16 protein-coding genes are annotated in these 14,943 nt (G+C 36.1%); 10 read left to right on the forward strand and 6 right to left on the reverse strand.

Going from position 1 to position 14,943, the window contains the following annotated elements:
- A partial coding sequence (locus WFK35_RS12370) for a prephenate dehydratase (protein ID WP_336732846.1) occupies positions 1-544 on the reverse strand: 544 nt, incomplete at its 3' end.
- A gap of 111 nt (positions 545-655) precedes the next feature.
- Entirely contained in the window at positions 656-1,066 is a 411-nt protein-coding gene (locus WFK35_RS12375; RefSeq protein WP_336732847.1) for an acyl-CoA thioesterase, read from the reverse strand.
- Between the two features lie 138 nt (positions 1,067-1,204).
- Between WFK35_RS12375 and dnaA the strand changes: the two genes are divergently transcribed.
- From dnaA to WFK35_RS12395, 4 genes are all read left to right on the forward strand, one after another.
- Positions 1,205-2,659 (forward strand): chromosomal replication initiator protein DnaA, encoded by a 1,455-nt coding sequence (gene dnaA, locus WFK35_RS12380; RefSeq protein WP_076393394.1) that lies wholly within the window; start codon positions 1,205-1,207, stop codon positions 2,657-2,659.
- 96 nt (positions 2,660-2,755) lie between these two features.
- Positions 2,756-3,199 carry a low molecular weight protein-tyrosine-phosphatase gene (locus WFK35_RS12385; RefSeq protein ID WP_336732848.1) on the forward strand — a complete coding sequence of 148 codons (444 nt, stop codon included), beginning with the start codon at positions 2,756-2,758 and terminating at the stop codon, positions 3,197-3,199.
- 7 nt (positions 3,200-3,206) lie between these two features.
- Positions 3,207-3,707, forward strand: a complete 501-nt coding sequence (locus WFK35_RS12390) for a nuclear transport factor 2 family protein (RefSeq protein WP_336732849.1) — start codon at positions 3,207-3,209, stop codon at positions 3,705-3,707.
- Between the two features lie 4 nt (positions 3,708-3,711).
- Entirely contained in the window at positions 3,712-4,410 is a 699-nt protein-coding gene (locus WFK35_RS12395) for an SAM-dependent methyltransferase (RefSeq protein WP_336732850.1), read from the forward strand.
- Positions 4,411-4,507: 97 nt separating this feature from the next.
- Here the strand turns inward: WFK35_RS12395 and WFK35_RS12400 are convergent, their stop codons facing one another.
- Both WFK35_RS12400 and WFK35_RS12405 read right to left on the reverse strand, forming a co-directional pair.
- Complete coding sequence (locus tag WFK35_RS12400) at positions 4,508-4,885, reverse strand: GxxExxY protein (protein WP_336732851.1); 378 nt, start codon at positions 4,883-4,885, stop codon at positions 4,508-4,510.
- Between the two features lie 38 nt (positions 4,886-4,923).
- Positions 4,924-5,793 carry a DUF4349 domain-containing protein gene (locus WFK35_RS12405; RefSeq protein ID WP_336732852.1) on the reverse strand — a complete coding sequence of 290 codons (870 nt, stop codon included), beginning with the start codon at positions 5,791-5,793 and terminating at the stop codon, positions 4,924-4,926.
- Positions 5,794-5,951: 158 nt separating this feature from the next.
- Here WFK35_RS12405 and WFK35_RS12410 point away from each other — a divergent pair, with 158 nt between their 5' ends.
- Positions 5,952-7,019: a DUF2891 domain-containing protein gene (locus tag WFK35_RS12410; RefSeq protein ID WP_336732853.1), complete on the forward strand. Its 1,068-nt coding sequence runs from the start codon at positions 5,952-5,954 to the stop codon at positions 7,017-7,019.
- Positions 7,020-7,156: 137 nt separating this feature from the next.
- Here WFK35_RS12410 and WFK35_RS12415 read toward each other — a convergent pair whose 3' ends face one another.
- The gene (locus WFK35_RS12415) at positions 7,157-7,630 is read right to left on the reverse strand and encodes an Mpo1 family 2-hydroxy fatty acid dioxygenase (protein ID WP_336732854.1); all 474 of its coding nucleotides are present in this window, start codon (positions 7,628-7,630) and stop codon (positions 7,157-7,159) included.
- A 71-nt stretch (positions 7,631-7,701) separates the two neighbouring features.
- Here WFK35_RS12415 and WFK35_RS12420 point away from each other — a divergent pair, with 71 nt between their 5' ends.
- From WFK35_RS12420 to WFK35_RS12440, 5 genes are all read left to right on the forward strand, one after another.
- Positions 7,702-8,547 (forward strand): helix-turn-helix domain-containing protein, encoded by an 846-nt coding sequence (locus WFK35_RS12420; protein ID WP_336732855.1) that lies wholly within the window; start codon positions 7,702-7,704, stop codon positions 8,545-8,547.
- Positions 8,548-8,636: 89 nt separating this feature from the next.
- Positions 8,637-9,947, forward strand: a complete 1,311-nt coding sequence (locus WFK35_RS12425) for a TolC family protein (protein WP_336732856.1) — start codon at positions 8,637-8,639, stop codon at positions 9,945-9,947.
- Between the two features lie 22 nt (positions 9,948-9,969).
- The gene (locus WFK35_RS12430) at positions 9,970-11,085 is read left to right on the forward strand and encodes an HlyD family secretion protein (protein WP_336732857.1); all 1,116 of its coding nucleotides are present in this window, start codon (positions 9,970-9,972) and stop codon (positions 11,083-11,085) included.
- Between the two features lie 94 nt (positions 11,086-11,179).
- Positions 11,180-12,772 carry an MFS transporter gene (locus WFK35_RS12435; protein WP_336732858.1) on the forward strand — a complete coding sequence of 531 codons (1,593 nt, stop codon included), beginning with the start codon at positions 11,180-11,182 and terminating at the stop codon, positions 12,770-12,772.
- A gap of 400 nt (positions 12,773-13,172) precedes the next feature.
- Entirely contained in the window at positions 13,173-13,877 is a 705-nt protein-coding gene (locus WFK35_RS12440) for a class I SAM-dependent methyltransferase (RefSeq protein WP_336732859.1), read from the forward strand.
- A gap of 248 nt (positions 13,878-14,125) precedes the next feature.
- Here the strand turns inward: WFK35_RS12440 and metG are convergent.
- Positions 14,126-14,943: methionine--tRNA ligase subunit beta (gene metG / locus WFK35_RS12445; RefSeq protein ID WP_336732860.1), on the reverse strand; the 818-nt coding region annotated here is incomplete at its 5' end.

Below are 14,943 nucleotides of genomic sequence, written 5' to 3' on the forward strand. Positions count from 1 at the left end.
GTTTTTTCGAAATGATAATGAATCTTGTATGATTCTGCTCAAAATCCTGAATATTTCGATGGATAATCTTCAACCCGTACAAATTTGCCGCAAACTGATTAGCCACAGCCGCCAGATTCCTGTTCATGTTTTCAGAAACGTGTTTTGCTGCGGCTGCAGTAGAAGAAAAATCCTGTTTAGGAACATTTTTAAACTTCGAATCCAGAAAATGAAAGCTTTGTGCTAAAGCCTGCGGATGAGAATATATTTTTTCAATATTTCCTTCATCAGAGTTTGGATGTATCATAAGATGATGCGCGATGGGCATTACTGCTTCGGCTTCTACTGCGATATAAGGCGTTTTATAAAGATAATCCAGCGTCATGGAAACTGTCCCTTCAATGGAATTTTCCAGAGGAACAACGGCTTTATCAACTTCTCCGTTTTCTACAGCGGTAAAACAGTCTAAAATATTGGCGTGTGGTAAAAATTCTTCATTGGGAAAAAGCTGGGTAGCAGCAAGCTGGGTAAAACTTGCCTGCGGTCCCAAAAATGCGATCTTCATTATATCTCTTTTATTATTATTTAAATATAGCGAAATTTATAAAACCCGTTAAAACCTGTATTCTAAAAATGGCTTTGTAAATTAATTTTTTGTTCTATGCTTTTATTAAAATTATGCCTTCCAGTTTTCTTCAATCAGTTTCAAAAGATAATCCGGACATTTTACAACTTTATTGGTTTTGGCATCCAGAAAAAAAAGAGTAGTGGAAGCTTCTGTGATTTTATTATTTTCTTCATTGAAGATTTCATATTCAAATTCAATTCTCACTCCCGGAATTTTTTTTACGTACGTATGAATTTCTAATTTTTCATCATAAAAAGCAGGTCGTAAATACTTAATTTTATACTCGGAAACAGGCAGCCAAATTCCTTGATTTTCAATCTCATTATACGACATTCCTATGCTCCGGAAAAGCTCCACTCTGCCAATTTCCAGATACTCTGCATAGTTACCGTAATAAACATATTTCATGGGGTCTGTTTCTCCGTAACGTACTCTTAATGAGTGTGTTGTGTGTATCATTTTAAGCTTCTTTATATACATACAAATATATTTTTAAATAATCAATATCCACAATATTTTTTTTTAAGATAAAAAAATTAGACCTTTGTCGTCCTTCCAAAAAGTACTAACAACTAAGAATTAATCGGGGCATCAATTATGGATGAAAATTTAATGATGATATGGCAGAAGTGCCTTCAGTTCATGCGGGATAATCTCAACGCAGCTGAAGATAATTCTGATCTGAAAAAACTTGAAAAATCTTTCGATTTACTATTCGATAAGGTTCAGCCGATCTCATTGGTTGAAAACAACCTTACGCTTATGGTACCGAGCGATTTTTACAAGGAATATATTGAGGATAATTACCTGTCCCTGCTTTCGGCTGCCCTGAAGAAAAATATAGGAAAAGGAGTGAAATTATGGTATTCTGTAATGGAAAACAAACCTGCCGGTTTGGAAAGACCCGTTACCATGAATATGAAAGGTAAATCCGTACCTACTCCTAAAGTGCAGGAAACAATGCCTCAGGGTTTTTCTGCCAATATCGTGAATCCATTTGTGGTTCCGGGAATCCGAAAAGTAAATATTGATTCCAACTTAAAATCTGACTTCTCTTTCGATAATTATGTAGAAGGAGAAAGCAACAAATTTGCAGCTACTGTTGCAAGATCTATCGCTAAAAGACCGGGTGCAACGGCATTCAACCCATTATTTTTATACGGTGGTTACGGTGTGGGGAAAACACACTTAGGACAGGCTGTAGGTCTGGAAGTAAAAAGCCAGTTTCCGGATAAAGTAGTATTATATCTGTCTTCCGAAAAATTCATTCAGCAGTTTATTTCGGCGGCAAAAGCACATAAACAGACCGAGTTTGCGAATTTTTATCAGATGGTTGATGTTTTAATCATTGATGATATTCAGTTCCTTTCCGGTAAATCTGCAACACAGGACAGCTTCTTCCATATTTTCGATCATTTGCATCAGAACGGAAAACAGATTATCTTAACTTCAGATAAAGCTCCGGCAGATATTCTGGATATTCAGGACAGGATTGTTTCCCGATTCAAATGGGGACTTTCTGCAGAGATCAAATCTCCGGATATTTCAACAAGAAAGCAGATCATCATCGATAAATTAAGCAGAGACGGCATCGTTCTTCCGGATGATATGCTGGATTTCCTTGCTGCGGAAGCAAAAACAAACGTAAGAGAGCTTATCGGAATCATCAATTCGGTTATTGCATACTCTACCATTTACAAGCAGGATCTTAGCTTAACTTTACTGAAGGATACCATTAATAAGATTGCATCCAACCAGAAAAAGGTCATCAATATTCCTTATATTCAGGAGGTGGTTTGCGATTATTTCGGAATCAAAAAAGAACAGCTTTTATCCAAAACAAGAAAAAGAGAAATTGCACTTCCAAGACAATTGGCGATGTATTTTTCTAAAGAGCTAACCAATGCCACTTTCACAAAGATCGGTGAGGAAATGGGCGGAAAAGACCATTCTACGGTAATGTACGCTTGTGATACCATCAAAGATGTTTCCAAGATCGACAAAGAAGTTAAAAAGTATGTGAAGGAATTGGGAGAGAGAATTAAACAGTAAGAAATAATTTAATTTGAATACAGAAAATGGAGAATAATTTTATTCTTCATTTTTTATTTAGTTTTGTTATCTGAAACATTAAAACCTGAAACTGAGATGAAAATATTAATGGTGTGTCTGGGAAACATTTGCAGAAGTCCTTTAGCAGAAGGAATTATGAAAGCAAAGGCTCCTGAAAATTTTGTAATAGATTCTGCCGGAACCATTTCCATGCACGAAGGAAATCATCCCGACAAAAGAGCCATTAAAACCGCTTCAAACCACGGAATTGATATTTCGAAACAGAGATCCAGACCGATAACGTCTGCAGATTTTGAAACATTTGATAAAATCTACTGCATGGATGTGGATGTTTTGGCTGATGTGGTTTCCAAAGCTAAAAATGAAGAACAGCGAAAAAAAGTGTCTTTATTTCTTGAAGTTTTGGGCGATCATGAAAATGCTGAAGTTCCCGATCCTTATTGGGGAGATATGCAGGAATTTGAAGAGGTTTATCAGCTTTTAGATCGTGGTTGTGATTCTATACTAAATAAAATTTAAAATAAAGATGAAAAGATTTTTAGTTCTTTTTCTTTTTTGCGGCAGCTTTGCTTTCGCTCAGACAAAAGATGAAATCGCCATCCGTACCATGATGGATGATTTTATGATGTGCATTAAAACCAGAGATGAGGCAAAGTTTGTCTCGCTTTTTCAGGATCCGGTTCTCTGGACGGGAGTGTATACAGATCGTACTTACAAAAAAGTTGTTACAGAATATCCCGAAGAAAAAATCTATTTTACAGATAATTACAAAGCCTTCATTAAAAGTTTTAAAGACAATAAATCGGAAGAAAAATTCGACAACGTAAAAATTATTCAGGACGGATCGATTGCTTCCGCTAATTTCGATTACAGTTTCTGGCATGACGGTAAAATGCTGAACTGGGGTAAAGAAATCTGGACTTTAATGAAAACCGACGGAAAATGGAAAATTACTTCCGTGTCTTTTTCCATGGATCTTACAAAATATTACCCACAACCTTCTTTAAAAGAAAGAATAAAAAAATAAAATCATGCTTTTTTTACTTCCTGCTTATCTTTCGGAAAATACCTCTATCAGCCATTTTTCACCAGTGATTAAAGAGTATATTATGCAAACCGATTACTTCTTCGTGGAACATGAAAAGACCGCCAGAAAAGTGGTTAAATTTTTCGCTCCCGAAAAAAAACAGTCGGATCTGAAACTTTTTTTGCTGGATAAATATACTGAAAATGCAGATATTAAGGAAGCGCAGCAACTGATGTTAAAAGGTCAGGATTTCGGATTGCTTTCCGAAGCAGGACTTCCTTGCATTGCAGATCCGGGAAACCTCATGGTGAAATGGTGTCATGAAAAGAATATCCGTGTTATTCCGATTTCAGGACCTTCATCTATTATTCTGGCATTAATTTCCAGTGGCTTTAACGGGCAGGAATTCACCTTCAACGGCTATCTTCCCATTGATAAAAGTGAAAAGAAAAAGCAGATTCTTCAACTCGAAAGTCTGGTTCAGAAGACAGGATATTCGCAGATTTTTATGGAAACCCCTTACAGAAATAACGCACTTTTTGAAGATCTTACGAAATTTTTATCACTAAACACAAAATTGTGCATCGCAGCCAATATCAACGATCCTGAACAGGAATTTATTAAAACCAAAACCATAAAAGAGTGGCAGAAGCAAAAACCGGAACTCCATAAAATTCCGGCAGTGTTTGTTTTGGGAAAATAGAGAAGGTTTTTATAATCTCTCGCAGATTTTACTGATCATGCAGATTTTTTAGTATAAACTTGATCTGCTTAATTTGCAAAATCTGCGGGAGTGATAATTATAACTTATTGACTACTCTTTTAATCCCATCTAAAATATTCGTAGTATTAAAATTAATCAATAATCCGAGTATTTTATCTGAAAGTTTCAAATAAGTCTGTAATTGTTTGTAATGAATTTCTTCAAGATTTTTTACAGATTTTAATTCCAAAATAACCTTGTCTTCCACCAGAATATCGATTCTGAAGTTTAAATCAAACCTTTTGTTGTCATACATAACCGGAATGGCAACTTCTGGCTTCACATCCAGTCCGTTTTCTTCCAGTTCATAAATAAGAATTTTTTGATATATGCTCTCCAACAGACCTGGTCCGAGACTGTTATATACATTAAAAACGCATTTTCTTACCAAGTAGGAAATTTCATTTTCATTCATTTGTTTTTAATGCAAAATATAAAAAATATCTTTATCCTTTATTTTTTCTTCCTGTTTATCCATTTTCTCCAAAGAAATACAGCTACAGGAATCAGCAGAAAGAAAGGCCAAAGCGAAATAACTCCTAAAAGAAAAGCCACAAAACTGTTCCAGCCTTCCGTTACCGAATCTCCGAAACGGCTTCCGAAACCAACCTTCGAAGTGGTGGAGGTTCTTACTTTTTCTTTGTATAAACTCAGGTTTAAAGTGCTGTAATTTACGCGATCGTCTATAAAACGAAGTCTGCCTTCCGAAACATCAATTTCATCTTCCAGTTCACGGATGTTTTCCTGAATTTCCAAGATATCTTTCGTTGTTTTTGCGCTTTTCAGCATATCTCTGTATTTTTCGAGATAAATCTTTTTATTGGTAAGTTTGATGGAAACATCAGTATATTCTTCCGTCACATCATCAGACGAGATGTTTTTAGACAAAACTGAACCTACACCATCTGAAAAGGAATTAACCAGTGCATCAAAATTCTGATGAGGAACTCTGATGGTTAAATCGATATTTTCATGGGTATCATTATTCTGAAATTCTTCTTTCTGAATGTAAGCTTTATTACTCTTTACAATGACAGAAGCTTGATCCTGAGCTTTTTTAATGTCTCCGACCTGAATTTTTAAATCGCCATTTTTGATGATTTTTTTGGAAATAGCGGTGGTCTGTTCACTTATCGTTTCTTCTGATGGAAACTTTATGGACGCATCGACTACGGGAGATTTTAATGCTACTGCAGAAGAGTCTATTGCAATCAATTTATCTTCCTGAGCAACATTAATCAAATTTGCATTTAAAGAGTGGGCTTCACTTTTTTTACAATGGATAAGGAGTAAACAGAATAAAGGCAGAAGTAATTTTTTCATGAATAAAAGTTTCGGGAATATCATCAAAAATCATGCTTAAAATTGTTTTAAAGGATGAATCTCTAATAAACATTCAAAACAGATGAAGATAATTTATGAATTTCTATTTTTAGCCTGATCATAAATGAAAAATTGAATTTATTTTATATTTTTAATGAATGAAAAAGAGTCTTTTAGCCATCATTTTTTTACCGCTTCTGGTGTTTGGTCAGGAAATTCCGAAACTTACCGATGAAATGGCGGTGAGATTATCTGAAAAACCGCTTCACTGTATCAATCAGGAATATCCGAATAAAACAGCTCATATTATCAATAACGAAAAAGAAGTTCCTTTGAGTCCTAAAGATCTTCATCCCAGTTTTTATGGCTGCTTCGATTGGCACAGCTCTGTTCACGGACATTGGATGCTGCTTCGGCTGCTGAAAACAAAACCCAGTCTTTCGGTGGCAAAAGACATTGAGAAAATTTTGGATAATTCTTTTACAAAAGAAAATCTACAGATAGAAGCCGATTATTTCACCAAATATCAGCTAACCGGAACATTCGAAAGAACTTACGGATGGGCTTGGTTATTGAAATTAGACGAAGAACTGGCAACATGGAATCATCCGAAAGCAAAAATATGGCATGAGAATCTGAAGCCTCTTACCGATAAAATTTTAGCTTCTTGGAAGACTTTTTTACCCAAACAAACCTATCCTAACAGAACGGGAGTTCATCCCAATACCGCTTTTGCAATGGTTTTTGCACTCGATTGGGCAAGAGCGACCGGAGATAAAGATTTTGAAAATCAACTCATTGAAAAGGCAAAATATTTTTATGTGAACAATACCAAAACGCCCGCTTATCTTGAGCCGGACGGATCGGATTTCTTTTCGCCAAGTCTCGAAATTGCAGATCTTATGCGACGTGTTTTACCCCAAAAAGAATTTGTCGTGTGGTTAAATAATTTCTATGAAAAGCGAAGTCTGGAAAATATTGAAAAAATTCCGGTGGTGAGTGATCTTTCAGATTATCAGACGGTTCATTTGGTTGGTTTATCTTTTTCGAAGGCGTGGTGCATGAAAGGAATTGCTAAATCACTTCCCGCAAATCATCCTTTGAAACAAAAATTTGAGAAAACAGCCAATGTATTTTTAAACAACGGATTGCCATTGCTTTTTCAGGGGAATTACGGGGGAGATCATTGGTTGGCAAGTTTTGCCGTTTATGCTCTGGAAGATTAATCAGGTTAGAAGTTTGATGCCAGAAGAGGGAAGCTGTATAGTCTGAGAATCAACTTCCATCTTCAATCGTGCGTTTCTGTCATCAATCATAAATAATCAATAATCAATAATGGATCATCAATCATCATTCATTAAAACTAATATCTGATTCCCAATTTCTTAAGTATAAAACTCAACAGCCAGATCGGTCCTACCAAGAGAAACTGTAAATCTTTCAGGAAAGAAGGTTTTTTGCCTTCAATCTTGTGTCCTACAAACTGAAAAATCCATGTTATTACAAAAACAGCGAGGTAAAACATCCACGATTTTTCTTCAAAACGGATATTGATTCCATAAGCGAAACTTTCCATTAAAATCATCACGAAAAACATAATCAGACCGATTAAAAAAGAAAGTCTGGTATAAAAAACAGTCACCAGAGCAATGGCTGCAAAACTTACATAGCTGATTTCGCCAATATATCTGAAGCCAATTGATTTTGAAGGTATGATAGAAATAAAACCTAAAATTGTCCAGAAAATTAAAGGAACACAGATCCAGTGGATCAGTTTATTGGTTGAGTTTCTGTGGCTTTCGGCGTATTCTGCAAATAGCAAATCAATTTTTCTCATATTTCTAATTTGGAAAACACTAAAATAATAAATTTTTGTGACCGCTCAAGAGATTGCTTTATATTTGTACTATGTCTGTCTTAGAAAAATTCGGGGTTGAAATTTTTACGCAACATAATATTTTCGAGAGAATTTCTGTCGATAAACCGTTCCGTCCTGATAATCCATCATTTATATTTGTGAAAACCGGAAGCATCAAGCTAAAACAGCACTTCCGCGATCTTGAAATTTCTGCCAATATGTTTATGGTAACGGATCCTCAGACAGTGTACGAAATGATCTCCATCAGCGATGATTTTCAGTCGAGAATGGTTTCTTACAAACGCGAATTCATTTCGGCTTTATCTTTGAAATTCAACAGATTAATTACGTACCGTTATTTCAGACAGCAGATGAATATTGGTGTTCCTTTCGAACCGGATGAATTGGAAGTGGTCTGGAAAAGTGTAAATTTCCTCAAATACATTCTTGATTCTGAAACAGAAATGACCTATAAAAAAGAAATTGTTGAACATCTTTTTTCCGTTTTCTGCTATCAGATGGCGGGAATTATTTCCAAAGAAGACAGCAATTCCATGAGCCAGATGTCCAGACAGGAAGAAATTGTTTTTATTTTCCTGAATGATCTCGCGCAACATCACACCCATGAGCGAAGCGTGGAGTTCTATGCGCAGCGTCAGTCGATTACAACCAGACATCTTTCAGCGGTAGTGAAAGACATCACGGGAAAGTCAGCGAGCCAGATTATTTCACTGATTGTGATGAACGAGGCAAAAGTACTGCTGAACTCTTCAAATAAGCCGGTTTCGGAGATTTCCGGTATTCTCGGTTTTAGTGATCCTTATTCTTTTTCGCACTTTTTTAAAAAGCATTTGGGCGAAAGTCCTTCTCAATACAGAAATCAGTTCGAAAACTAAAATCTTACATTTGAACATCTTTTTCCAATTCTTAAACATTTGTTTGAGTTTGTTGCTGCCGTACCTTTGTATCCGTAAAACAAGGTAAAATGGTTAAGAACATAAAAACAGCGCTATCACTCGTGATAGCCTTATTTCCTGCGCTGTTTTTTTCACAGGAAATAAAACGGCTCACTGCAGACGAAGTTGCCGAACTGGCGGTGCAGAATCATCAGCAACTGAAAGTTTCGGCACAGAATATCGACATTGCCAGACAGAATACGGAAGTGGTAAAACTACAGAAACTGCCGAACATTACAGCTTCTACCAGTCAGTTCTACTTAGGCGATGCCGTTGCTATCGACAAAGATTTCTCAAATTCCACAAATGTTCCGATGCCGCACTACGGAAGTTCGTATGCGGTTCAGGCAACACAGCTTATCTTTAAAGGTGGATTGGTGAACAAATCTATTGAAATGGCGGGACTTCGTGAGCAGCTTTCCAAACTGGATCTGGAAAAGAACAAACAGGACGTAAAACTTCTGGTCATTTCAAATTATCTGGATATTTATAAAATTTTAAATCAGGAAGCAGTTTTTCAGAACAATAAAAAACTGGCTCAGGAAAGACTGAAAAACATTCAGAAATTTTATCAGCAGGGAATGGTGACGAGAAATGAGGTCATTCGTGGTGAACTGGCAATCAAAAATTTAGATCAGGGTATTTTAACGTTAAAAAACAATAAAAAAATTCTGAATTATAATTTAAGCATTGCTTTGGGTTTGCCTACTGATACGGAAATAGTTCCTGTTGAAAGTTTGCAGAACAAAGAATCAGGAATCGGGATCGAATATTATGTAAATCTTGCTCACGACAGCAATCCTTTGCTGAAATCTGCGAAAACAAACATTGATGTTGCCGATAAAAATATTGAAATTATTAAAACCGACAGAATGCCTACAATTTCAGGTTTTGGAGGATATTCTCTGCAAAGACCGATTACTACAAGAAATCCTGTTCTGGATATGTATTCCGGTGGTTGGCAAACGGGGATTTCATTAAGTTACAATATTGATAATCTTTTTAAAACCAAAGAAAAAGTGAAGCTGGGAGAACTGCAGAAAACGCAGGCGAATGATGCGATGACTTTAACGCAGCAGAATATTGATATGGCTGTAAATGCGGCATATACCAAATATCAGGAATCTATTCAGCAGGCGGAAATTTTAAATGATGCTAAAAAACTGGCGGAAGAAAACTATAAAATTACCGAAGCTAAATATCTGAATCAGTTGGCGGTACAGGCGGAAATGATCGACGCGCAAAATCAGAAATTACAATCGGAGCTTGATTATGCGAATGGAGAAATCAATGTGCTGTATCAGTATTATAATCTTTTAAAATCTACCGGAACACTTTAATATTTAAAATTTGAAAAACAAAATGGAAAACAAGGAACAAAATACACAAAATACAACTCAGGCTTCTGCCAATTCAGGAGCGGCAGCCAATAAAAAAGAACGAAAGAAAAACAGAATCAAAGCTGTCATTTCCAATATCGTGGTCTTTGCCGTGATTGGTTTTGGATTGTACTGGCTGATTGCGCAATACTTTCACATCGGTGATAAAACATACACGGAAGCGGCTCAGGTTGATGAATTTATCAACCCAATTAATACAAGAGTTTCAGCTTATATCAAAGAGATAAAATTCATTGAGCATCAAAAGGTTAAAAAAGGAGATACGCTTGTTGTACTGGATGACCGTGAAATTTTAACCCAGATCGGACAGGCGGAAGCGGCGTATCAAAATGCTTTGGCACAAAGAGCGGCAACAAGTTCGTCGGTGAATACGGTTTCCAATAACGTGAATGTAATGGAATCTAATATTGCAGGAGCAAAAGCAAGACTCTGGAATGCAGAGCAGAATTTAAACCGTTACAAAAACCTTCTGGCTTCCGAAGCGGTGACGAGACAGCAATACGATCAGGTAAAAACGGAGTATGATGCACAAAAAGCGGCGTATCAGACTTTAATCAACCAGAAACAGTCGGCGAATCTTTCTACTGTGGAAGTGAAAAGTAAATTCGGGATTATTGATGCGGAAATTAAACGAACAAAATCTGCGCTGGATATGGCGAAAATTAATCTTTCTTATACGGTAATTACCGCGCCTTATGACGGAGTGATGGGAAGAAGAACGATTTCTGAAGGACAGTTGATTCAGCCGGGACAACAGGTGGCAACGATTGTTTTGAACGGTCAGAAGTGGGTGACTGCGAATTTTCTGGAAAGCCAGATGCCGAATGTAAAAACAGGAGAAAAAATGATGATGACAGCCGATGCATTGGGCGGAAAACAATTTGAAGGAGTGGTTACAGCAATTTCTGCGGCTACAGGTTCAAGATATTCTAATATTCCGACGGATAATTCTACCGGAAATTTCATTAAAGTTCAGCAGAGAATTCCTGTAAGAATTGAGTTTACGCCTTCCAATAAAAAAGAAGATATCGAAAAGCTGAGCGCAGGAATGAATATGAATATTGTGATTAAAAAATAAGAAGGACAGAAAGAAGGATGAGGAAAACCGAGGTTAATGTGTTTGGAAAATCATACATCTTCAGACTTTCAGCCTTCAAATCAAATTTTAAAATATGTACAACAAAGGATTATACCGAGATTGGGTACCGAAACCTGTTCAGCTTTTACTGATTGTGCTTTTACTGGCGATCGTTATGCCTTTGGGCGGTGTTTACACAGGAAACATCAGTTATATGGTGGGCGGAACCGGTGCGCTTTCGGAAAATTACATTTTCGCGAATTATGCTTCCACGATCGGGATGGGAGCGGCAATGCCGATTGTTCTTAGACTGAAAATGCGGTTTAAGATCAGGGATAAAATTACGGTTGTTCTGGTTCTTTTAGGAATTTTAAATTACATCAATGCAACCACACTTCAGCCTTCTGTAATCATTGGAAGTTCTCTGCTGATCGGTTTCTTTAAAATGATTGTTGCGATCGAATTATTTTTACCCGTTATGGCAATGATCGGAAACCGTGGTGTTTTTTACGGTGTTTTTTATTCGTTCATCCTCATTATGAACCAGATTGCGGGACATTATGCCGTAGAAGTTTCGGTTTTGTATAACTGGCAGCAGTTTTTCGTGCTGATTTCGATTTTGTGTTTCGGACTGGCTGTTTTGCAGTGGATTTTTATGCACGATCAGTATTTTGCGCTGAAAGTCCCGCTTCATTATATTGACTGGTTGAGTATTGTGCTTTTTGTGGCAACGTTTATGTTTTCGGCGTATGTTTTTGCTTTCGGAAAACAGCAGGACTGGCTGAATTCTAAAAATATCATCAATGCATCAATTGGTGCTTTTGTAAGTTTTGCGCTTTTGGTGACCAGACAGACGCATCTGAAAAGACCTTATTTATCATTCAAAGTGTTTTCAAAAAGTAATGTTCTTCACGGATTATTTATGCTTCTTTGTCTGGGAATGTTTATGGCAACGGCAACCTTGCAGAATATTTTTGCTGTCGGAGTTTTGGGATACGACCAATTAACGAACGCGAAGCTTAATCTTCTGATGATTCCCGGAATTGTAGCTGCCGGAATTGTGGCGATCATCTGGTTTAAAAGAGACAAACCTGTGAAAATGTATATTTTTTCCGGATTTGCAGCGATGTTGGGATATTCGGTTATTATGTATTTCTCTATGGTTTTGGAGTTTAATTATGACAACTGGTATCTTCCTTTATTCCTGAAAGGTTTTGGAATGACGGTACTGTTTATTTCCGTTTGGTATTACACACTGGATAAGCTTGAACTTAATGATATGATGGCTGCCATCGGACTAGCTTTGGTCTGGAGAACTTTTCTTACGATTGGTTTTTTTTCGGCGGTATTTTCATGGTTTCAGTACCGTTTTCAGGTGGAAAGTTTAGGAAATCTGGCGGTTTATATGGATGGATTAACGGTGAGTTCACAAAGTGTGGCTGCCAACCTGAAAGGTATTCAGCTCAATGCGATTATTGCTGCCAATAAAAAGATTTTCGGGTATATCGTTATTGCTGGTTTCGGAATTTTAGGATATATTCTTACGCATCATTTTGGAAGAGAGCGTTTTGTATCCACAAGATTTATAAAAGTGTTAAGCGGAAAATCTGTAATTGCCAGAAGAAGACTTTTGGAAAGAAAAAGATTATCCGAAGAAATAAAAGACGCAGCAGGTCCTGCGATGTAAAGAACCTTGTTTTTCATTTACTTAGTCAAAGCTCCATTTTAATTGTAAAGTGGGGTTTTGCGTTTTTAGAATGGTTTAAAATTTAAAGTTAAAAATTCCGAATGTTAATTTTAGAATTAGAAGTTGTTTAAACTTATTTCAGAATTAATCACAAAAGTGACAAAAGATAATGTTAAAGCGAATTTCCAGAATAATCAAAGTGTTCAAAAGAATAAAAATCAAAGATTTTTAAAAACTATTGTGACCTTTTTCATCAACTTTAAATAAAAAATTTAGTAGATCTTTTGCAGCTTTTGCGGTTAAATAAAAGTTTAAACAGACTTTTAGTTAAATGCATTTATCACAATAGATGTTCAATTAAAAATTTCAAAAAACTTATCTTTGTACCATATATCAAACTATGAAAGATTTAATGGGGAAAGCCATTTGGGATTTTTATCACAACGAAAATCCTGAAGATCTGCAGACCGAAACTTCTATTTCCGAACTGGATGAACTTCCTGTAAAATATCTGTTCCGCGATTTTGACGGAATGAATGCAATCGAGCAAAAAGCCCTGCAACTTGCAAAAGGAAAAACGTTAGACATTGGAGCAGGAGCGGGTTCTCATGCTTTGTATATTCAGAATGAAAAAAATCTGGATGTTACCGCATTGGATATTTCTCCGAAATCCATTGAAGTCTGCCGGTTAAGAGGAATAAAGAAAGCAGTTGCTGAAAATATGCTTCATTTTTCCGGAGAAACATTTGATACGATTCTTTTACTGATGAACGGAACGGGAATTTTTCAAAGTCTTCATGTGATTGATATTTATCTGAAAAAACTTCATTCGCTTCTGAACCCGAATGGTCAGATTTTAATTGACAGTACGGATATTCTGTACATGTTTGATGAAGATGAGGACGGTGGCGTTTATATTCCTGCAGAAGGATATTACGGCGAACTGGATTATATCGTTCATTATAAGGGAGAATCTGAAGATCCTATAAAATGGCTGTATCTGGATTTCAATACCTTAAAAAATGCAGCCGAGAATAATGGTTTTAAAATAGAAAAAGTATTGCAGGAAGAGGATTCTTATTTAGCTAAACTGACTAAAAAATAATTAGTTTTTGTCATTGTGAGAGCAAAGCGACGAAGCAATCTCAAACTTAAAAAATAACATTCAGACTTAACTTTTCTTAAAGCCTTAACAGAATCTTAATGGTTAAAATCTGAAACATTAAGATTTATTTATATCGTTAAGATTAATAAAAGATTGCTTCGTCGCTTAAGCTCCTCGCAATGACAATAAAAACAAAAAACCACATGAAGCTGAATTCATGTGGTTTTATTTTTTATCTCAATATGGAATTACCCGATCTCAATACCGTTTTCAACATTGCTGTCATCCGGCGTTACGAAAGATAATTTTCCGTCCGGTTTTGTAGTTAAAAGCAACATTCCCTGAGATTCAATTCCTCTGATTTTTCTTGGCGCAAGATTCAATAAAATCATAACCTGCTTTCCAACAACTTCTTCCGGCGTGAAGCTCTCTGCAATTCCAGAAACAACAGTTCTTACGTCCACTCCTGTATCAACAGTTAGTTTCAGTAATTTATCTGCTTTCTCAACTTTTTCAGCTTCTACAATAGTGGCCGTTCTTAAGTCGATTTTCATAAAATCATCAAAAGTGATTTCTTGTTTCATAGGTTTTGCGTTAGGGTTTGTTTTTTTATTGTTTTGCTTGGTGTCTTCCAATTTCTGGATTTGGGCTTCGATGACATTATCTTCAATTTTTGAGAAAAGAAGAGATGCTTCGTTGATTTTATGACCGGTTTGAATTAAAACAGATTTAGTTTCAATAGTATTCCAATCAGATTTTTGAACATTAAACATGTTCAACAGTTTCTCAGAGCTGAAAGGCATAAACGGTTCACACAACTGGGCTAAAGCAACTGCAATCTGAGCTCCTACAAATAAAGAATGTGCCGCTTTTTCAGGATTGTCTTTTATTGTTTTCCATGGCTCTTCTGTCTGAAGATACTGGTTTCCAAAACGTGCCAAATTCATTAAAGCTGTTAAAGAATTTCTGAATTCATAGTTTTCTAAAAATCCTGAAATTTCTTTTGCTGATTTGTTAATTTCTTTTAGCTCTGGAGTGTTTACATCACCTTGAGGAACAACCCCAT

Origin of the sequence: Chryseobacterium sp. VD8 (assembly GCF_037149975.1) — a bacterium.
Classification (GTDB): domain Bacteria; phylum Bacteroidota; class Bacteroidia; order Flavobacteriales; family Weeksellaceae; genus Chryseobacterium; species Chryseobacterium indicum.

Bases quoted from the DNA above. Each gene is read 5' to 3' on its own strand.
- WFK35_RS12385 (WP_336732848.1), top strand. From the start codon at position 2,756: ATGAAAATATTAATGGTGTGTCTGGGAAACATTTGCAGAAGTCCTTTA.
- WFK35_RS12415 (WP_336732854.1), bottom strand. From the start codon at position 7,630: ATGAGAAAAATTGATTTGCTATTTGCAGAATACGCCGAAAGCCACAGA.
- WFK35_RS12435 (WP_336732858.1), top strand. From the start codon at position 11,180: ATGTACAACAAAGGATTATACCGAGATTGGGTACCGAAACCTGTTCAG.
- WFK35_RS12430 (WP_336732857.1), top strand. From the start codon at position 9,970: ATGGAAAACAAGGAACAAAATACACAAAATACAACTCAGGCTTCTGCC.
- WFK35_RS12410 (WP_336732853.1), top strand. From the start codon at position 5,952: ATGAAAAAGAGTCTTTTAGCCATCATTTTTTTACCGCTTCTGGTGTTT.
- WFK35_RS12425 (WP_336732856.1), top strand. From the start codon at position 8,637: ATGGTTAAGAACATAAAAACAGCGCTATCACTCGTGATAGCCTTATTT.
- WFK35_RS12375 (WP_336732847.1), bottom strand. From the start codon at position 1,066: ATGATACACACAACACACTCATTAAGAGTACGTTACGGAGAAACAGAC.
- WFK35_RS12420 (WP_336732855.1), top strand. From the start codon at position 7,702: ATGTCTGTCTTAGAAAAATTCGGGGTTGAAATTTTTACGCAACATAAT.
- WFK35_RS12405 (WP_336732852.1), bottom strand. From the start codon at position 5,793: ATGAAAAAATTACTTCTGCCTTTATTCTGTTTACTCCTTATCCATTGT.
- WFK35_RS12400 (WP_336732851.1), bottom strand. From the start codon at position 4,885: ATGAATGAAAATGAAATTTCCTACTTGGTAAGAAAATGCGTTTTTAAT.
- WFK35_RS12440 (WP_336732859.1), top strand. From the start codon at position 13,173: ATGAAAGATTTAATGGGGAAAGCCATTTGGGATTTTTATCACAACGAA.
- WFK35_RS12395 (WP_336732850.1), top strand. From the start codon at position 3,712: ATGCTTTTTTTACTTCCTGCTTATCTTTCGGAAAATACCTCTATCAGC.
- dnaA (WP_076393394.1), top strand. From the start codon at position 1,205: ATGGATGAAAATTTAATGATGATATGGCAGAAGTGCCTTCAGTTCATG.
- WFK35_RS12390 (WP_336732849.1), top strand. From the start codon at position 3,207: ATGAAAAGATTTTTAGTTCTTTTTCTTTTTTGCGGCAGCTTTGCTTTC.